We start from the raw sequence: 20,377 nt of genomic DNA, 5'->3' as shown, positions 1-20,377 counted from the left end.
GTGAACACGTTACGGCCTTAAACTTAAGAGAGACTTAAGGAAGCAAGTAATTTTGTATTGCAGATTAAAAAGCGAAAGAAATAAAGATAAAAATAGACAGCAGCGCAGGTAGATAACAATACAGTAAGCGATTAGGACCATTCGAGCCGGTATTGGGTAACATCACCGTCAATAAAGGCATGAATAAATTCACTTTGCGCGGACAAAACAAGTAAAAAACGCGTCATTATCCACTGCTCAGAGATGGATAAATAAGAATCAATACCGTTAGAGTGTTACGATTAATAAACAATATAAAAACGAGTAATTCTACAACCTCGTTAGGCGCTATCAAGTCCTATCCACCTATTAAACCAAGGAAATTTATGAAACGACTAAATAATAAAGTTGCTATCGTTACAGGATCATCGCGAGGAATAGGCGCTCAGATAGCAATAACACTAGCGGAGGCTGGCGCAAGCGTCGTTATTAATTACTCTAGCAACCAAAAACCAGCTGATAAAGTTGTCTCTGATATTAACGCTAATGGTGGAAAGGCCATTGCTGTAAAGGCAGACATCAGTAATCCAGACGAAGTTAAGTTGATGTTTGATTCGGCGATTAACCAGTTCGGGAAAATAGACATCCTTATTAATAATGCTGGCTCTATTTTGTATAAAACAATTCAAGATACAACGGATGACGATTTTGATCAGATATTTTCTGTTAATGTGAAAGGCACTTTTAATACACTTCGTGAGGCAGCTTCACGGCTTGAGAATGACGGACGTATTATTAATCTTTCCAGCTCTACGACACGCCTAATGCTACCAACGTATGGAGCATATTGTGCTACAAAAGGAGCTGTAGAGCAGCTCACAAGAGTTTTTTCAAAAGAGGTTGGCGCGCGAAATATTACGGTTAACTCAATTTCACCAGGCCCAACCAATACTGAGCTTTTTACTAAGGGTAAAAGTCAAGAGGTTATAAATCGACTTGCGGGAATGGCTGCACTTGGTCGTATTGGCGAACCAATAGATATTGCCCGTATAGTGTTATTCCTTGTTGGTGAGGAGGCATCATGGGTAACAGGCCAAAATATTGGTGCAAACGGAGGGTTCGCCTAACAAGCATGCCAGCCGGACAGGTTTTTGTTACGCGCTTTTGTTACGCGCTTTTGTGCATTCGCTTCGTGTTGAATGTAATAAAGTTTGATATCTCTAAATATAGTTTACTATTTTTGAGCTGCAATACGGCGATGCAGAGCTCAACTTCAACGAGCTAAGATTTTCCATTTTCGTCCTCAATATTATTTGCACTACTGAAGAAAGCGGCGTTGCAAAATCATCATTGAAGGGCAAGAATGAGCGGTCACTGCCGTATGAGTAATGACCTAACAGCTTCACACAAAAACTGGTCTTACTGACACCCTCAACAATTCTAAAAACTGTACCGGATAGTGATCGGGTGGTGCTCCCCTTGACTAACGCGAACCAATACCGTTGCGCCATCAATAATAGTAATATTAGCCACCATTTTATTGCCTCCAGATGGAATGAATGGTGCCTCACTTTTCTCTTTCCCAGCTAACACGACAACATTGGCGAGAAGCTCAGTGGTTGGATATGCTTCACCATGGTCGCGTACATAAAGACTAACTGACTTTTCCTCTCTCACTACCTCAAACACCATGTCATGTGCCTCTTTAACCACACCACCATGCTTAGGCTCTAAACTGCCATGCGCCAATGCATTTGATACAAACAATGCCGAAGTTATCAGGGCTATCGATACTAACTTTACTATTGCTTTCATATTTATTCTCCATTTTTGGCGAACTTCAATAAGGCGTCGCCAGAACAAACCTATTTACATTAATTCGTCTGACTTGCGCGTTTGCCAAAGCATAGTTGCCTTACCACCAAACTCTCGATACAACAAAGGTGTGAGCAAGGTGTCCAGTAAAGTGGAACTCAATAGCCCTGAAAAGATAACCACTGCAACAGGATGCAAAATCTCTTTACCAGGAGCATCGGCGGCCATTAATAATGGAATCAGCGCAAATGCCGTCACCATGGATGTCATCATCACAGGCGCCAACCTTTCCTGCGCCCCTCTAACAATCAACTCGGTGTTAAATTGCTCTCCTTCAAATTTTATCAAGTTCAGATAATGACTCAGTTTTAAGATACCGTTGCGCGAAGCAATACCGGTAAGCGTAATAAAGCCAACTACTGATGCAACCGAAAGTGGCGTATGCGTTAACCACATCGCCGCAACGGCACCTAAAAGCGCCATGGGTAAACTACTCATGATAATACTGGCAAATACTAACGACTTATATCGCATATACAGCACTAAAAATATAAGTGCGAACGACATACCTGATAACAACACCAACAAACGCATGGCTTGCTCTTGTGCCAAAAATTGGCCTTCAATACTGATAAAGCTATCTGCACCTAATTCTACTTCATTTACTTGCTCGCGCACCGCTGATAGCAGTCGCTTAACATCCACTCCCGTGCTGTTTGCATATACTACAAGCCTGCGTCGTCCGTTCTCTCTTAGGATTTGGTTTGGCCCATCACTTATACTGATATCCGCAATGTTGCCAATAGGGATAGCACCTGCTGGCGTGTCTATCAGTGCCGTGCGCAGTGCCTGTGGACTTCTTGCTTTTTCATCTAAACGCATCACCAATGCATAACGCTTCACCCCATCGATGATATCTACAACGTGCTCGCCGTCAGTCAATAACGCTAAGCGCTCGATTGCCTTACCCGGACTCAAACCATATTGTAAAAGCTTATCTGGTCTTAATCTGACCGACACTTGGGGAATAAGCACTTGTTTTTCCACATTGATATCAACCAGCCCAGGTATGGTTTCTAATTTCTGCCTGATTTTTTCAGCATTGATGCGAAGCTCGTCTAAATTATCGCCAAACACTTTTATTGCCAGTTGCGCTCGCACACCCGAAAGCAGATGGTCGAGTCGATGGGAAATTGGTTGCCCAATTGCCACTTGCGCGGGTAACACACTGAGTTTTTGTCGAATTTCAGCCAAAACTTCTTCCCGAGAGCGCTCTGATTCAACTAAATCAACATCAATTTCAGACGAATGAACACCTTCTGCATGCTCATCAAGCTTCGCTCTGCCGGTGCGTCGTCCAACTGCGGTGACCTCATCAACCGATAGCAACAAAGACTCAGCTAAATGCCCCATTCTGTTAGATTCAGATAGTGAAGTACTTGGCTGAAAAATCATCCCCAATACCAAAGAGCCTTCATTAAAGGCAGGCAAAAACGCACGTGGAAAGAAGGCAACGGATGAGGCACTAATAATTGCAGTTAAAGCGCTTACTGCCAATATTGAGCGGCGTTTGGGCAATGCCCATAAAAGCCATACACTCTGCCATCTCTTTAGTGCAGTGACTAAAAAGCTATCGCCTTTATGCAGTTGTTTCATCTGCGGTAATAAAAAATAACAAAGCACTGGTGTCACTGTCATCGAGACGAGTAAAGATGCTAATACCGCAATAATATAAGCCTCACCCAATGGTGCAAATAAACGTCCTTCGATACCTGGTAGTGCGAATAATGGCAAAAAAACAAGCACGACAATTGCGGTCGCATAAACAATACCTGAGCGTACTTCCACACTTGCTTGCCATATTACGTCGAAAATAGGACGGGGTTTGTCTTGCTTGGCGTTGTTTTTCAAGCGGCGAAGTATGTTTTCTACATCTACTACCGAATCATCAACCAACTCCCCTATCGCGATAGCTAACCCACCCAAGGTCATTACGTTAATGGTTTGTCCGGTCCATTTAAAAATGAGTACCGTTGCGGCGAGGGATAGCGGGATCGCCAACAGTGAAATAGCGGTCGTTCGTGTTGATAACAAAAACGCAAAAAGCACAATAACCACGAGAATAGAGCCATCTCTTAATGCTTCGGTAACATTATCAACCGATGCTTTAATAAAGTCAGCTTGGCGAAACAACACTTGCGGCGCTGAAACGCCGTCAGGCAAGCCTGTAGCAAGCTCACTTAACGCCAGTTCTATTTCACGGGTCAGTTTTACCGTGTCCGCACCAGGTTGTTTTTGTACATTAATGATGACCGCTGGTTTACCGTTATAACCGCCATCACCGCGCTTAACAGCAGCAGCATAACGAACGTTTGCGACTTGGTCTAACCGTACTGAGGTGTTTTCCTGCCATGCAACGGCTAACTGGCGCAAATCATCTAGCTTGAGCGTTCTTCCTTCGTGCCGTATCAGAAACTCGCGGTTATTGACATCGATAAAGCCGCCGCCTTTATTCGATGCGAAACTTTCAATGGCATCACGTATTTGCTCGACACTAATCCCCACATTGCGCATTACATCGAGTTTAGGCTCTACTCTAATTTGTCTAACATCGCCACCAATAGGGATGGCTTGAGATATTCCAGGAATAGAAAGTAGCCGTGGACGCAGCACAAAATCGGCATACTCTCGGGCGAGCATCGAATCAACATCCGTATTCGCGTTAATGGGCAAAGCAATGAGCATAATCTCGCCCATAATCGATGACACAGGTCCCATGACTGGCGTGATCCCACTGGGTAATTGCGATGTGACTTGGTCGAGTCGTTCTGATACTAACTGCCTGTTGCGATACACATCAGTATCCCAATCAAACTCTACATATAGAATGGATAAACCAATGCCCGATGTTGAACGCACGCGAGTAACGCCGGTTACGCCATTGAGCATATTTTCAAGCGGAAACGAAACTAACTGCTCGACTTCTTCAGGCGCCATACCGCCCGCCTCAGTCAATACGGTGACTACGGGCTTATTTAAGTCAGGAAATACATCAATAGGTAACTCTTTGCCTTGCCAAAATCCATAAACAAGGGTCATGACTGCGAGCGCCAACACTAATAACCGATTACGCAGACTTGCATGAACTAATAAATTAAACATGCTGGCTCCTAACGCACTTGGTTGAGTAAAGACGTACCGGCGATAACAACCCGATTATCTGAACCTAAGCCTTGTGTAATTAATACTTTGCTTGGAGAAATCTCCCGATACTGCACAATTTGGGGTAAAAAACGTTCGGCAGACACTTTTATCCACACAATGGGCAAGTTAGCACTGTTAGTCACAATGGCATCGCTTGATAACAGAATACCTTCGACCGTGTTATTAAGCTCGGCGAACACAGTAACCGGTTGGCCAATGAACAACAATGATGCAGAATCAGAGCGGGTTTCTAAGGCAAAATGTACGGTCACCATGCCCGCGTTGAGTTGAGGCGCATAACCGTGATAGCGCAGATCAAGCTCAGGAAACTGCCTAATTTTAGCGGTGTTAAGTTGCGTTAAAATAGACGAGTCATTGGTTAACGCTTCGATATGACGTAAATTTGATGCTACAACCTCAAACAACGTCGTTCCAGCCTCCACCCAGCGACCGCGTCTTGCTTGGTGATTGATTAATATGCCAGATATAGGTGCAATAAGTGGCTCAGGTTTCTCTAAACCTTGTTGTAAAATATCTTCTTGTTGAACGAGAATTTTTAGACTCGTTTCTAGTTGTTCTAAGGCTTGTTTTGATGCTAACTCACCAAGATCACGCAAACGCTTAACATCCCGTTTAACCTGCACGATCTGACTTCTTACCGTCAATAATTGGTTCGTTTGGCTAGCTAATTCAAAGGCGGTATCTTTATACCTTACATAGCCAAGTATTTGACCCGCTGACACCTTTTCACCTGTGGCAAGGACGCCCGAGTCTGATGCTTCAAAACGACCATCGCTGCTCGGTTGAACGATTGCTTGGCCTTCAGGGTGAGCGTGGACAACACCGGCTAAAGTGATATTGCCTTTCACACTTTGCTTAGTCACGAATTGCGTTTTAATACCTAAGAGATCCTGGTTTTGCATCGGCATTAGCACAGAGCCATCAGCTTGTCTCCCCAAACCCGCAGTTAACTTACTATCGGTGTCGGTAATATGCTCACCATTTGGCCCATGGGCACCTGGAGATGCAATGGCAGACCAAGTCCAAAAACAGGTAAGTAGCAGAAGGAGTGCTCTCATGATTTCACTCCTTTATTTTTATGCCCAAGGAAAAAGCCAATCGCAAAAACGACAATTGATAAACCAAGCGCCCACCAAGGAAAATGATGATGCGCTTCATCGTGCGAATGCTCGGCATAACCTGACTGAGTATTCGCCTCAGGCATTACAAAGTTTGCCACCAGTAAATCGCCACTGTCTTCAGTCAAAACAGTCGCAATCACTTCGTGCTCACCACTGACATTAAGCGCATTGATAAATTTATCATCGTTGACGATATAACGGTTTTCAGCCTCATCATAAGTAGCGCTAGCAGCCAAAGCACCGACGTCTAAATCTATGCTGGCAAATTGAATAGGTGTATTGGTTTTAAAATCATGTAAATAGATAATAAGTTCGTTGCTAAATACTTCACCTGATAATTCAAAAGATTCGGTGAACGTTTCAAACTTCGGTCTTAGGGTGGGTTGATTGCTTTTCTCCATATCAAGATGCTCGCCATTAGGGCCATGGGCACCAGGTGATGACTGAACTGATAGAGAAAGCATTAATAAGAGTGATGCCAAAAGAGTCAACAAGGGCGCTCTCGCGAAAAACACGAGAGAGGCAAAATAACGATATACCATGAGATTTTAATCCAATATTTAAACACAACAAAAAAGGCCCGCAAGAAGAAGGCACTTGTTAAAATTTAGGATTTATATTTTTGGGGGGGGTGTCGTATATTTAAGAAATAGTGAAGCCCACCAAGTGACTAGATTATCTAAGTTTGCTTCGGGCAGCATGTTTGAAATGCCTGTGGGTGCGAAAAGGAAAATGCCTACAACTCCGTCATCGTGATAGGAGTTGTTGTGCTCTAATGCCTCTTGTGAATAACTGATTTCAAATTTTTCAGCGTCTATATCATTGTGCTCGTGCGGCTGTCCAACATCATGAAAGTAATCATGAACCGTAGTGTTACCGTTGTGATGCGTATCATGCACACTTAACGCCGCAACCAAAGGAGATTGCGCAGTGATACAGATTAACAAAATAATAGAAACAAGATTCTTAAGCATTATGCCGCTTATGTAGAACTTAGTAAAAAGAAGATATCAAATTTTATTGGTTTCAACAATTTTTTTATATCAGCGATTGCTTTATTACTTCGATATTTTAGTGTTGAATTAGATAATTCTGATAGCAGTGACTGATTAATGAAATCTTTTGAATCTTTCCCTAAGCGCGGCGTTGTTTGTGCATGTGTGTCCCCTTTCTAGTGTTACGTTGGATCATAATAATCGAATTCATCGCACCTGTTCATTGCGAACCTTCTGTCTCGATCTTCAGGGATTCGCCGCAATGTTTACAGTGCACGGCGTCGGGTTCATGCTGGTTCAGGCCGCATTCCGGACAGATATACCTGACCTTAGCAGGGCGAAATATTGCTGTGACCAGACGCAGGAATAACGCCACGCCGATCACCATTATAAAGACCGATAATAACTTACCTTGAGTGCCGGGCAGCGTAACATCACCAAAGCCTGTGGTGGTCAACGTAGATACCGTGAAATATAGCGCATCGATATACGTGACAATCAGCGGATTTGAATTGTGTTGTAATGCGAAGACCAGCGCGGTCATCACAAATATAAACACCATCAGGTTGACGATGCCGAGGATAATCGTTTCATGCGTACGGAAAAAAACATTTTCGCTGCGCAATTCGCGGATCACGTGATAAGAATAAAGCAATCGCAGGGTGCGCAGCACGCGCAGGAAAGCGAAGCTCTCATTGATTAATGGGGCAAAGATCAGTGAAAAGATGACGATGATGTCGGCGATGGTATAGATTTGCCGTAGCATATGCCAGCGGTTCGGCGCGATCCATAGCCGTGCCGAAAAATCCGCCAGTATCACCAGACCAATCAGGATATCCGTCAACAGAATGGCAGGCCCCAACGGTATCGCCGCGGTCATCACAAAAAATAATATGGACATAACGTCGAAGCTGATCAGACCATATCGGAAGCCGGTAGCGCGATGACTGCGACCGGTATAGAGCGTCTTGAGTGTTTTTTTCAGGTCCATAGTCGCCATTGCTGTATTTTAATTTCTGGAGACAGTATACGAGTATAAGATGAATAAACAACATACACTGCCTTTTGTCACAGCTGGCTTTTAGAGTGGGTTGAGGGCGCTGCCGAAACGTTGAATTAGGTTAACAGCCCCCGTTTTAGCCTGTTTATTGGAAAAGCCTGCTCGGCTCACAATGTGAGTTCCAGTCACGTTTTATTCAGTCACATAAATATAATTCGCTCATAACAGGTGTCGCGCTTGCCTGTATTCTGGCTAACATTATAGGCTTAGCCATCTTCACGGCAGGTTTACATCGTCGTTATCAAACGAACACAGTTAAGACAAAGCGAATATTATCGTTTCGCTATGTAGGTTTGCGAGCTTCGTAGACAAGCGTTTCAAAACTCAGAACTATGATTGCTGGCAATTTTGATGCTTGAATATTCGTGGGGATCCCTCAGACTCTGCCCCATTTTTTCAAAAGAGTCGCTATGTTTGATGACGGTATAACTCCTTGGGAACGATGGGTAGTTACAGGGCTGGATGACAGGCCGAATAAAATTATTTTCTGTATCGGGAAAATAACAAGCCCGCTAAACCAAACAGCAATATAGCCGTTCCGGGTTCAGGAACCTTGACATCCGTATCGCAACCCAACCCGCCTACTATGTTGTCTGCCCCAAATAAGACGTAGTCATTCACTGAAAAAGCGCCACCACATGAATTACCTACACCATTTAACGTCGTACGGTCACCTGTATTCACATAGCCGTGCGCAAAAATGAAACCTCTTATGCTGACATCTGCAGCAGCTTGCATATAGCCAGATGAGCCAACCGCATCGCCAATTACATTCCAGACAACATTACTGTTATCGGTAAAATTAATCAGCTCTACTTTTGAGCCTGCAGCAAAGTCCAGGTAGTTATGGATGTTGAAAAGAAAATCGCCGTCTACACCCAGACCGTCGAGGGTTAGGGTTTTACCGGCCCTTATGGTCAGATAATTTAAACTATCATAGACACCAGCAAAGAGCGTCTCGTTGACTAAACCGAATGTGATGTCGAGATTTGTTGATCCCTCTGTTACTCCCAACTGGTCCAGCGTTGCTTGCACAATGTCAAGTTGAGCTTTCTGATTTATAACGGCGGGTGCAATATACCCTGGCACGAGCGCAAGCTGATCATTAATGTTGCCGCTCACTAAAGCGCCAAAGCCTGCCGAATAGAGCCCTCCAGCTTCAATATCGCCACCGACACTTGAATTGGCACCAGTCCCAGCGGTGGTTCCGCTAAAAATACTCCCACCGACGCTTGCACCCACGCCAGTGATGGCGGTGGTTCCAGCCTGAATATAGCCACCAATGCTTGAGCCCGCACCAGATGTCACCGCTGTTCCTGCCGAGACATTGCCCCCGACCACTGAGTTTACGCCGGTCGTAATTGGCGCGAAGCCCTGCATATTGCCACCAAGAGTTGACCGTGCGCCCAAAGTTACATATAGAGCAGCATAGGTCGACTTGTCATTTAGCTCTGTATCTAACAAATCTAAGGGTATAAAACCTGCGTGTACGCTAGACACAAAAGAAAACATCGTGGTGATTAGTAATATATTTATCCGTTTCATAATACACCTTCATTTTAAGTAAGTTATCTTGCTCAGAGCTTAATTAAGCCCTAACGTCACTATCCCTTAATTCATTTGAGGGTAAATAAAAAATAAACTTGAAGCGAATGGCTTTAGAATACTTCCTTATAAACCTCATTTACTAAGAGTTAATTTGTTATTCCAATTATCATGCCATCTTTACTTTGAGCTGGTTTGATAAGAAATTTAGCGGCAATGCGGCTTGTTATCCCAATGTTTATGAGGCCTAACAAGTTCGCTCGGCCAATTTGATGACTCTCTTTTTTTTAAACTTGCTCAACCGTTATATAAAAAATGAGAATCCAATAGTGATAAATTTGCAATTTGCAAAAACCGGAATGAAAGGTCACAGGATAAAGTGGGGTGCTGTCAAGTTAACAAGCGGTTCCAGAAACGAGTGTCAGAAATCTGGTCAACGATACTGCAAACGTCTAAAAAAGAACCGTGGACGATTAGGTGATACTTGGTATCGTGTGCCCCGAGTTCAGGGCGAGCATGGATTGCTCGTATGAACCACGGGTCTATCTGAAATACATAAACAAAGCAGCAGGAGCTAATTTGTTTATGACGCTATCTGGTTGTGTATAAAATAACCCTCCACACATTTTCCGATTATATCAATCGATTTTATTTAGTGCTGCTTTTAACATTTTAGGTCTATAGTTTTTCCCATACGAGTACGTTCGTAATAGCAGCCGGCAAGCATCACGTTGATAATAAAAAATTATGTGAGATGTCTACGCCGTTCGCACTTCGCTTTTTTGTTGAACTAAGGATATGGAATATGAATAAAACAAAATTATTTTCGACTACAGGCATTGCAGGGGCTATCAGTCTATTGTTTATGTCCTGCGCTGTGTTGGCGCAAACTGCCGAAATAAGTAAACCCAAAGGTGCAATTGGTTCGGGTGTAACTAAAGCATATGAAGCAAAAACAAATCAGTTTTGGTGGCCTGAACAACTCAACCTGTCCGCTCTGCGTGACCACGACACGCGCTCAAATCCATACGGGTCAGATTTTAATTACGGTGAGGCTTTTAGTAAACTAAATCTCGCTGCAGTCAAGAAAGACATAGACTCTTTGTTAACCACTTCACAAGATTGGTGGCCTTCCGACTTTGGTAACTATGGCCCCTTATTTATTCGCATGACGTGGCATAGCACAGGGACTTACCGCACGTTAGACGGCCGCGGTGGTTCTGCTGGCGCTCAGCAACGCTTTGAACCATTAAACAGCTGGCCGGATAACGCTAACCTAGACAAAGCAAAAAGATTACTTTGGCCGATCAAAATGAAGTACGGTGAATCGCTTTCCTGGTCAGACTTAATAGTGCTAACTGGTAATGTTGCGTTAGAAAATATGGGTTTCGAAACCTATGGATTTGCTGGTGGTCGTGCAGACGATTGGGAGCCGGACTTAGTTTATTGGGGTCCAGAACTCGAAATGCTAGCAAGTGATCGTGAAGACCGCGACGGCAAACTTCAACGTCCATTAGGGGCGACTCATATGGGTATAATTTACGTAAACCCAGAAGGCCCAAAAGGGGTGCCTGATCCTATTGGTTCAGCTAAAAACATCCGTACCACATTCGCTCGTATGGCAATGAACGATGAAGAAACATTGGCGTTAACTGCTGGTGGACACACTTTTGGCAAAATGCACGGGGCACATAAACCTGCCGATTGCTTAGGTCCTGAGCCAGCTGCAGCTGGTGTTGAAGAACAAGGGTTAGGCTGGAAAAATAAATGTGGCAAAGGACATTCTGAAGACACTATCTCCAGTGGTTTAGAAGGTGCGTGGACACAGGCACCAACACGCTGGTCTTCGTTATACCTTAGCAATCTTCTAAATTTTGAGTGGAAACAAACACGCAGTCCTGCAGGTGCAATTCAGTGGATACCTACCGACGAGTCGTTGCACAAGATAGTTCCGGATGCGCATGTAAAAGATAAGTTTAATCCGCCTGTAATGACGACTGCAGACCTAGCGTTTAAGTTTGACCCTGAGTACAGAAAGATTGCTGAGCGTTTCTTAGCCGATCCAAAAGAGTATCAACTCGCCTTTGCAAAAGCCTGGTATAAGCTAACACACAGGGATATGGGCCCGAGAAGAAACTTTTTAGGTAGTGAAGTGCCTGAAGATATTCAAATTTGGCAAGACCCTATTTCAGACGATACGATGTCGACCATTGATAATAAGGACGTTGCTAAGCTGAAATCTAAAATACTTGATTCAGGCCTCACTGTTCAAGAATTAGTTAGAACAGCTTGGGCTTCTGCTGCAAGCTATCGTGACACGGATATGCGTGGCGGTGCAGACGGTGCTCGTATCGCTTTATCTCCGCAAAAGGATTGGGCCGTAAACAATCCAGCGGAAGTAGAGAAGGTGCTAAGTGTTCTTAAAGGCATTCAAAGCGACGCCAATGGTGGTTGGTTTAATAGCGACAAAGTATCATTAGCTGACTTGATTGTGCTGGGTGGAGCTGCTGCAATTGAACAAGCGGCTAAAGCTGCAGGGCATGAAATACAAGTCCCTTTTAATCTTGGACGTGGAGATGCGACACAAGAACAAACGGGTGTTAATTCATTTTCATTGTTAGAACTTAGCGCTGACGGCTTTCGTAACTACTTTGACGTAAAAGAAAGTTATAAGTCGCCTACAGAAATGTTAGTTGATAAAGCAGATCAGCTTGACCTTTCAGTGCCTGAAATGACAGTATTAATCGGTGGACTACGTGCATTAGATGCAAACTACGCGGGCTCAAAGCATGGCGTGTTAACGTCTAAACCTGGAACATTAAGCAATGACTTCTTTGTCAATTTGTTAGATATGTCGACAGTTTGGCAGAAATCTGAGGAAGACGGTGTTTACAAAGGTCTTGATCGCAGTACAGGGGAAGCAAAGTGGACAGCAACCTCGGTCGATTTAATCTTTGGTTCAAACTCTGAACTACGTGCCGTTTCAGAAGTGTATGCCTTTGATACGTCCAAACAGAAGTTTGTAAACGACTTCGTTGCCGCTTGGGTAAAAGTCATGAACGCTGATAGATAGTAAAACTGATTACGGCTTTCTACTACGTTTGTATTGACAGCTTGATTAGTTTTTTGACAGTCAAAATGCTGCATCATTTATTATGGTTGCAGCATTTTTTTATTTTAATTCCATTAGTTCTTAATCCAGCAGCCAACGTTCCAATCCAACCCGTTAAATAACGATAATAAAGCAACAATGAAAAAATCTTAGTAGTTTTATTCAGCTTGTTCCTAACGGCCTATGCTGTATCTGTCAGCGAGAATGGCACATACACAACACCCGTGCAAAAACCAACGTCTTCTTTTGGCACTAATTAAGGCTTTTGTGAGCAACGCTTATTGCGCATTAATGCCAAAATGCAAGAGTATATTGTAGTGGCATAGTTAATTTAGCCACCTAACAAGAGATTTTTATGCTAGCAGCATAGCAATATTAGGAGCCAAAGATGAGCAAAAAAATAAGACGGACATTTAGTCCAGAATGTAAATTAAAAACAGCACAATTAGTTGTCGATCAAGGTTACACGGACCATGAAGCACCTAACGCTGTGTAAATACAATGCATCGAAAAGAAAGCGATGGTCTTGAATACGGTGCGAGTTCAAATGGTCGATGCCAAGAAAGCATCTAAGCAACTTGTGCCAATTTCCGACATTTCATGATCTGCACTATTAGACATAGCGGACGCATAAGGATGTTCCTCGACAGACGGCGATGGACAGTTAGCCGCTGTACTTGTTTTTAGTGACTACTTTCGTTAAGAGCGAATTATAGTTATACGATTGAATAGAACGTGACTGGAACGCGATCTCGCATAGGAGACGTTGAGTGAATTTGGTTAAAGACAAAAATTGCCTTATAGCTGACCTAAGCTTTGGTTGATTTTCATCGTCGCTGTTTGACTGGAAATTGACAATTGCCGTAAGTTGAGCTGGGCTAGATTGATCGACTCGTGTGAGCCTAAAAACCGCCGTTGGCTCTGTAAATATATACGAAAAATTTAGACAATATTTTGATAGTGTAAGCGAATTGCAGACATTGGATTTTCTGCTTTTTAAAGGTAATCTAGCTTGTAAGGCATGTGACCTTTCAAGTGAAGTGGTCACATTAATAGACTGTTATGACACAGTTGGTTAAGCAAAACTGAATTAGGTGGTTTAAACTCTATTAATATATTGGTAAAAAGAGGAATTTTTATTATGCGTTATTTCGGAGTACTTTTTATATTATTTAGTCTTACTGCTTTTGCTCAAGACACTAATCGGGTAAGCAATATTAAGTGCAAAGGCGGATGGGTTACATCTGGTACAAGCAAATTAGAAGTGATTTCATATTGCGGTCAACCCAAATATACGGATGTTACTTCTGGCGATAATATGGTTAAAAGTGAGGATTTACTCTACACAATCAAGCGTAAGGATTACATTATCTCATTTAGCAATGGAAAAGTGGTACATATGGGAACTATCAAATAAAAAATCACATAAACTTTTGTCTCTTCGAATTCGAGGCACAGAATAAACTATGAACCGGACACAGGCAAAAGCACCTAGCGTCGTTTATGTGAGGCGCTAAGAACGTCCGCTTTTGGCACAAAGCGCCAATTGGCTAAAAAGCAGTGACAGTCGGCTTATGACGTATTCAAGCCCGTTATGATTTGACAAAATATACAATATGATGATCTTACCTAATCAGGCAAAAAAGGGCAGTTACCTGTCGTTAAACTTTTGCTGGAAATGACTGCAAAGCCAGCGATAAGCGGTCATATTGGATTTTCGAATTGTCACTCCCTGGAGCGGACATTTCAGTTTGATACGGAGATACTGCATCGAAAATCAGGCCGATTGTTCAGTCGTTTTCTAAACGCTTGTTTGAAACCCTTGAATGTCACTATTCAAGGATGAAGGCAGTGCTGGCAATACATCAAGAACAAAAGTACAAACGGCACCGCCCTGAAACCACGCTACTTTATCAATTGGTCGAACGATACTACCCTGAATTTACAGCAAACTTAGCCGAGCAAGGAAAATACTTACCCAAGTATGTAGAACGAGAGTTTAATGATTTTTTGCGTTGTGGTCGTCTTGAACATGGTTTTATACGGGTAGTATGCGGTGACTGTAAGCATGAGAAACTGGTTACCTTTAGCTGCAAGCGCAGGGGGTTTTGCCCCAGTTGCGGAGCTAGAAGAATGGCTGAAAGTGCCGCTTTGTTGGTCGATGATGTACTACACGGCTACCCTATTCGCCAGTGGGTATTGAGCTTACCCATCCCACTTCGCTTGTTACTAGCCCGATATCCTACTGAATTAAGTAAAGTCATGTCTATCATTCACCGTGCCATTTCCACTCACATTGTGGGATGCGCTGGATTTTCTAACAAACAAGCAAAAACGGGTGCTGTCACCCTCATTCAGCGATTCGGTAGCGCACTGAATCTAAATATCCACTTTCACATGCTGTTTTTAGAAGGAGCGATTAGTGAAAACCCTTGGGGTGGCACAACCTTTACCCGCATCAAGGCCCCTTCGCATGACGACATGGTAACGCTGGTTCACACCATCAGCCATCGCATCGCCAGGTATTTAGAAAAAGCAGGTCTCGTGGTTCGCGACATGGATAACACCTACCTAAATCTACCTATCGATGACGAAGATAGTTTGCTGCAACTACAAGGCGCTTCAGTCAGTTACCGCATAGCTTTAGGACCACAACAAGGACAAAAGGTATTTACATTGCAAACCCTACCTGCCAGTAGCGACGGTGAATACGGTCAGTTAGCCAACACTTCCGGTTTCTCCTTACATGCTGGAGTGTTCGCCAATGCCCTTGAGCCAGACAAGCTAGAAAGACTTTGCCGATACATCAGTCGTCCCGCTATCAGCGAGCAGCGTTTAAGCATGACCCAACACGGGCAAGTACTATATGAATTGAAGACGCCTTATAGAGATGGCACAACCGGTAACCGGCGTGCCATATATTCTTCTCGCCAATCGATTTTATTGGCAAACTAGCCGCACTAATTCCACCACCTAGACTCAACCTTACAAGGTTCTTCGGCGTATTCGCGCCCAACAGTAACCTTAGAGCACAGGTTACGGCTTCACAACGTCTGCTTCACAGCGAGAGAGAAAACAGCCCTAAACGAGTCAATAAAGAACACAGCCAATCTGATAAGCCTTATCACGCTAGGAGCATGAGTTGGCTAGCAGGGACTGCCCAACGCCTCAGGCGTGTCTTCAACATAGACATTACCGGATAAAACCCATACCTAACGCTATTAAATCCTGACTTTTTCATCCGTCGACCTGTTCCAAAAGTCAGTTAAATGACCCTGAACCCAACAAAATCAAGCCCTGTTGAATAGATCAGGTATACTGTTTATTCTTCTTATACTCCTTATTGGCTGGTTGTTGCCATCAATAAAAAGTAGGAGTAGTGTTAATCTGGCGGCCTAAAAAAATCAGACCACTATAAAAATAAGCTCTGTAAATACTTTCTGCAAACACGACATACTAGATCTCAAATACTGGATTTACATTTGCCTTCATTCCCATCTAATTCATTAAGGATACAAATTGGTACATATTGACCAACAGTGTTACGTCTATTTACTATCAACTTCTCTATCATTTCTTCGTGAACTAATACTTAACAACTAACAAGGGTGGAACATGAAGAAGTCAGAAAGAAAAGTAATTACTATTTTAACGCTCAGTTTATTAGCATTTAATTCCTCACAACTTTGGGCCGAGACGGAACAAAATCAGGAAGACCTTAGTGGAGGCTTTCTAAAAGTTGGACTTGGTTACAAGTTTGATCAAAATCCATATAAAGACGAACGGAATGGCTTAGCGATGTTTTTAGTGGGTCGTTATCAAATGGAAAATGGCTTGTTTGTTGAAGCATCCTATGGTGCAAATGAACGTCAAGAGGGTCTAAACATTGGTTATAATTTTTATAACACAACACATTGGAATTTTGATCTTACGACTATTCAAGCATTTGGAAGTACCGAAATAATTGCCAATTTTGTTGATGATGAAGGCATTTTAGAGCCATTTACAGTCATTGATAAAAGCGGCGCCAGCGAAATGCTGGGCTTGCGAGCAACAGGCAATTTTGGCAACACAAACGTGCAGTTTCTAGTGGCACCCGTGTTACTAAATAATGATTATGATGATGGTGTTTATGCCTCTTTGTGGATGGGTCATTCATGGCAGCTCAAAAATTGGGGAATAAATGCGACAACGGGAATAGAGTATCGCTCAGAAGAAATACTCGAACACTATTTCGAACCCAGTGCAGCCCTGCAAAACGCGGGAGGTCCAAGTTATGATGCTACTAGTGGTTTTGATGTTACTGCGCAAGTGAGCGCGAGTTATCCCATTAGCGAAAACATACTTTTTGAAAGTTATGTTAGATATACAGATTTTGCGGACAGTATTACTGATAGCCCTATCATTAGAGCGACTAGTCAATTACCTGGGCGTAATGAAGCAAAAACCGAAGTCGGTATTTTGTTTAGTTATGTGTTTTAGTAGGGGTGAAATATGAAAGTTCACTCTAAAGCAACGAAAAGCCTAAACATATTCATTGTGTTTGTTATCTCTATATTGTCGATAAATGCTAGCGCCTCAGAAACTGAAGGGGTAATAAGCATTAGCCCAAAACAATGCATAGCTTTGAATCAGGGTAGTCTTTGTTATGTTGACATTGAAATTACGTGGTCGCTTCAAGAGCAAGGCAATTACTGTTTATTTTCATCTCAGCAAGAATCGTCACTACAATGCTGGCAAGGAAAGCGTGTAGGTGATTTTGCTCGCGAAATTGTTGCAAAAGATAATGTCGTATTTTCTTTAAAGCCGCAAAATAGCAAAATCATTCTTGGTTCAGCTAAATTGGAGATGGCTTGGGTCTACAAGAAAAACAATCGCTCACATTCAACATGGCGAATGTTCTAGGAGAAAATCGAAACAATGGAAGAAACAAAACCTAACATTCTTATCGTCGAGGATGACATTGAATTAGCACAATGGATGCAGGAATATTTGCTTAATAAAGCATTTTCTGTAGCTGTTATGCACAATGGTGAAGATGCCGTTGTTCATATTCAAAGCCATAATCCTGATATCGTTATCTTAGATGGCATGCTCCCTGGCATAGACGGTATTGATGTATGTAAAGTTGTTCGCCCAGAATTTACTAACACGATTATTATGGTAACTGCTAGAGATGAGGAAATTGACGAAGTGCTTGGGCTAGAAATGGGGGCTGATGAATACCTCACAAAGCCTGTAAGAGCCCGAGCTTTGCTAACTAGGATTCGCAAGCATTTGGAACGCCAGCAACACGCGTCTAATCCATCCGGTAGGGTAAACGATATAGTTGATGTTGTTAAACAGCTGACATTTAGCCGTTTGGAAATAGACAAACAAACTATGATTGTGACTTTACGAGGAGAAAATATTCCAGTAACAACCAGTGAGTTTGACCTTTTGTGGATTTTGGCTAAACAAGCTGGCCAAATCGTTTCTCGAAATGACTTAATTAAAGAATTAAGAGGATTTGATTATGACGGGTTTAATCGTTCAATTGACTTAAAAATATCACGACTTCGAAAGAAATTGGGTGATACGTCTTCTAAGTCAACGCGAATAAAAACGATTTGGGGAAAAGGATACTTGTTTGTTAAAGACGCTTGGTAGGGGTAATTAATCATATGCGAGTACTCACTTACTCATTAATTTTGATGGCAATATCGGCAACGTTTGGCGTAGGCTGGTTGGTTGACATTGCCTATGAACAATATCATACAGAACAGCAAACCCGAGATGTTGATAAACTAAAGTTAATGGAGCAGCTAGGCAACGGCGTAGCTTCTTCACTTGAACAAATATCCAATAAAACGGCGTTTATTGAACATTGGCAGCAGTCCGATAACGAATACCAAGTTGGCTTAATTGATATTACTGAACTTCCCTTACCTGCGGGTTTGTTAGGTCAACTTCAACAGGGTGAGCCTTTGCTGTTGGAAAGTGCCGAATATTTAACGTTTCACTATTTTTTGGCCTCCACTGAGCAAATATTCACACTTAAAACGCCAATTGAAAATATTGCCCCCACTGAAGACAACACTAATTACCTTTTTACATTGCTGTTCTATGCGGCGCTTACAGTTTTAATGTTGCTGTGGGTATACCCTCTGATAATACGACTTATCAGACTAAGGAAGGCTGCAAAGTCATTCGGCGAGGGAGATTTAACCCAGCGTATTGAAGTTTCTGCGACTTCGTATATTCGTGAAATAGAACATGAATTTAATCATATGGCGCAACGCATTGACGACTTAGTTACCGATGTAAAGTTATTGGGTAGCGCTGTATCCCATGATTTACGTACCCCACTGGCCAGAATTCAATTTGGAATTGATACACTAAGAGAGGAAGACAAGCCCGAAACACGTCGTATTTACGAGCAAAAAATAAGTGACAATGTGGCCGAAATGACCGCTTTAGTTGAAACTTTGTTGCGCTATGCACGCCTTGATCAAAATATGCTATCGATGGAGAAAAAAGCGCTTGATCTTGATGAGTTGATAACAAATTGCATTAGCAATGTGCAACAAGAAAACGTAGAAAAAAGCTTAGAAATACGTTATGAAAACCCGCTAGAAACGCTTTATGTCCTTGCTGATGCGAGCTATATAAGGATGGTCGTAAATAATTTGCTGCACAACGCAATTGCTTATGGAAATGGCATTGTGTGCGTAAAATTAACGAAGCAGGATAAAATGGCAACAATATCGATTTCTGATAATGGCGATGGAATTGATGAGAGCTTGCACACTGACTTGCTCAAGCCATTTGTGCGAGGCCCAAATAACAGTAACAAAGGTCATGGTTTTGGCTTAGCAATAGTGAAACGCATTCTAGATTGGCATAATGGCAGTATTAAGCTTTGCAAATCTTCAGAACTATCGGGCGCTAAGTTTATCGCTGAACTTCCTATTAGCTAGGATGCTTCCAAGCAGCATCAACCCATTGTTCACATAATGAAATAGCTTCATCAGCGCTAAAGGTTTTACTAGATAAACACCACTCTAGCCACAAACCATCCATGATCGCAGTCAAGCCAACGGCAGCCATTCGCGGAGAAGGCAAAACAGACCGAATCAGATCTAATTCAGAAAAATTCTTTTCGAGATACACTCTAAATGCCCGATTCGAAGAGTCGTGGGCCTCTTTGATTTGAGGAGCTCGGTCAATCATGCTGGGTGCACTGCATGAAATACAATCTAATTTCATCGATGTGTTGGTTAGGAAAAGTAACCATAATTCAACTAATTTTTCCAAGACTAATGTTATAGATTGGGCGAAACGCTCAAAAAACCATACCTTATGTTACTTGTATGACGCCAATGGGCAGTTAGGCGACGTAGCTATTTTCGAAGATTTAGTCTCCTTAGAGCGATCAGTTGTCATTGGGGATATTCGGTTTCTGATAGGGCTACGCTCTATAGCAGACATTAACACCCTACATAACCGGCGCTGGCTGCTCTTGTCTGTGTCCGGTTAATGTTTT

16 protein-coding genes and 1 pseudogene are annotated in these 20,377 nt (G+C 42.7%); 9 read left to right on the top strand and 8 right to left on the bottom strand.

What is annotated here, in order from left to right; genetic code table 11:
• The first annotated feature begins 365 nt into the window (after window positions 1-365).
• Entirely contained in the window at window positions 366-1,106 is a 741-nt protein-coding gene (locus CXF81_RS02095) for a glucose 1-dehydrogenase (RefSeq protein WP_101179655.1), read from the top strand.
• A 313-nt stretch (window positions 1,107-1,419) separates the two neighbouring features.
• Here the strand turns inward: CXF81_RS02095 and CXF81_RS02090 are convergent, their stop codons facing one another.
• The 7 genes from CXF81_RS02090 to CXF81_RS02060 form a co-directional block, all read right to left on the bottom strand.
• Window positions 1,420-1,794: a hypothetical protein gene (locus CXF81_RS02090; RefSeq protein WP_101179653.1), complete on the bottom strand. Its 375-nt coding sequence runs from the start codon at window positions 1,792-1,794 to the stop codon at window positions 1,420-1,422.
• 54 nt (window positions 1,795-1,848) lie between these two features.
• Window positions 1,849-4,956: an efflux RND transporter permease subunit gene (locus CXF81_RS02085; RefSeq protein WP_101179651.1), complete on the bottom strand. Its 3,108-nt coding sequence runs from the start codon at window positions 4,954-4,956 to the stop codon at window positions 1,849-1,851.
• A gap of 8 nt (window positions 4,957-4,964) precedes the next feature.
• On the bottom strand, window positions 4,965-6,077 hold the full coding sequence (locus CXF81_RS02080) for an efflux RND transporter periplasmic adaptor subunit (protein ID WP_101179649.1): 1,113 nt from the start codon (window positions 6,075-6,077) through the stop codon (window positions 4,965-4,967).
• The gene (locus CXF81_RS02075) at window positions 6,074-6,682 is read right to left on the bottom strand and encodes a hypothetical protein (RefSeq protein WP_101179647.1); all 609 of its coding nucleotides are present in this window, start codon (window positions 6,680-6,682) and stop codon (window positions 6,074-6,076) included. Before CXF81_RS02075 ends, CXF81_RS02080 begins: the two co-directional genes overlap by 4 nt.
• A 72-nt stretch (window positions 6,683-6,754) precedes the next feature.
• The gene (locus tag CXF81_RS02070) at window positions 6,755-7,114 is read right to left on the bottom strand and encodes a hypothetical protein (protein ID WP_101179645.1); all 360 of its coding nucleotides are present in this window, start codon (window positions 7,112-7,114) and stop codon (window positions 6,755-6,757) included.
• A gap of 241 nt (window positions 7,115-7,355) precedes the next feature.
• A complete protein-coding gene (locus CXF81_RS02065; RefSeq protein ID WP_232771745.1) occupies window positions 7,356-8,126 on the bottom strand; it encodes a potassium channel family protein in 771 nt (256 codons plus the stop codon).
• A 549-nt stretch (window positions 8,127-8,675) separates the two neighbouring features.
• Complete coding sequence (locus tag CXF81_RS02060; protein ID WP_101179641.1) at window positions 8,676-9,740, bottom strand: ice-binding family protein; 1,065 nt, start codon at window positions 9,738-9,740, stop codon at window positions 8,676-8,678.
• An 805-nt stretch (window positions 9,741-10,545) separates the two neighbouring features.
• On the opposite strand from CXF81_RS02060, the gene katG reads away from it, so the two are divergent.
• From katG to CXF81_RS02025, 7 genes and pseudogenes are all read left to right on the top strand, one after another.
• Window positions 10,546-12,813 carry a catalase/peroxidase HPI gene (katG, locus tag CXF81_RS02050; protein ID WP_101179639.1) on the top strand — a complete coding sequence of 756 codons (2,268 nt, stop codon included), beginning with the start codon at window positions 10,546-10,548 and terminating at the stop codon, window positions 12,811-12,813.
• A gap of 1,180 nt (window positions 12,814-13,993) precedes the next feature.
• Window positions 13,994-14,269, top strand: coding sequence for a DUF2845 domain-containing protein (locus CXF81_RS02045; RefSeq protein ID WP_101179637.1), 276 nt, complete (start codon window positions 13,994-13,996; stop codon window positions 14,267-14,269).
• Window positions 14,270-14,694: 425 nt separating this feature from the next.
• Window positions 14,695-16,046 (top strand): annotated as a pseudogene (locus CXF81_RS02040) (transposase); the annotation flags it as partial.
• Window positions 16,047-16,467: 421 nt separating this feature from the next.
• On the top strand, window positions 16,468-17,334 hold the full coding sequence (locus CXF81_RS02035; protein WP_101179635.1) for a MipA/OmpV family protein: 867 nt from the start codon (window positions 16,468-16,470) through the stop codon (window positions 17,332-17,334).
• A gap of 12 nt (window positions 17,335-17,346) precedes the next feature.
• Window positions 17,347-17,757, top strand: a complete 411-nt coding sequence (locus CXF81_RS20005; RefSeq protein ID WP_198556294.1) for a DUF3019 domain-containing protein — start codon at window positions 17,347-17,349, stop codon at window positions 17,755-17,757.
• A 15-nt stretch (window positions 17,758-17,772) separates the two neighbouring features.
• Window positions 17,773-18,501 (top strand): response regulator, encoded by a 729-nt coding sequence (locus CXF81_RS20000; protein WP_198556293.1) that lies wholly within the window; start codon window positions 17,773-17,775, stop codon window positions 18,499-18,501.
• A gap of 14 nt (window positions 18,502-18,515) precedes the next feature.
• A complete protein-coding gene (locus tag CXF81_RS02025; RefSeq protein ID WP_101179633.1) occupies window positions 18,516-19,811 on the top strand; it encodes an ATP-binding protein in 1,296 nt (431 codons plus the stop codon).
• On the opposite strand, the gene CXF81_RS02020 is transcribed toward CXF81_RS02025, so the two are convergent.
• Window positions 19,804-20,064 carry a TetR family transcriptional regulator C-terminal domain-containing protein gene (locus CXF81_RS02020; RefSeq protein WP_157825477.1) on the bottom strand — a complete coding sequence of 87 codons (261 nt, stop codon included), beginning with the start codon at window positions 20,062-20,064 and terminating at the stop codon, window positions 19,804-19,806. The genes CXF81_RS02025 and CXF81_RS02020 overlap by 8 nt on opposite strands.
• On the opposite strand from CXF81_RS02020, the gene CXF81_RS19760 reads away from it, so the two are divergent.
• Entirely contained in the window at window positions 20,063-20,371 is a 309-nt protein-coding gene (locus CXF81_RS19760) for a hypothetical protein (RefSeq protein WP_157825476.1), read from the top strand. The two genes, CXF81_RS02020 and CXF81_RS19760, sit on opposite strands and share 2 nt — an antisense overlap.
• Window positions 20,372-20,377: the final 6 nt, after the last annotated feature.

Source organism: Glaciecola sp. 33A (assembly GCF_002836745.1).
GTDB lineage: Bacteria > Pseudomonadota > Gammaproteobacteria > Enterobacterales > Alteromonadaceae > Glaciecola.
Note: the sequence above shows the minus strand (reverse complement) of the source record. Positions and strands in the feature narration are given on the sequence as shown.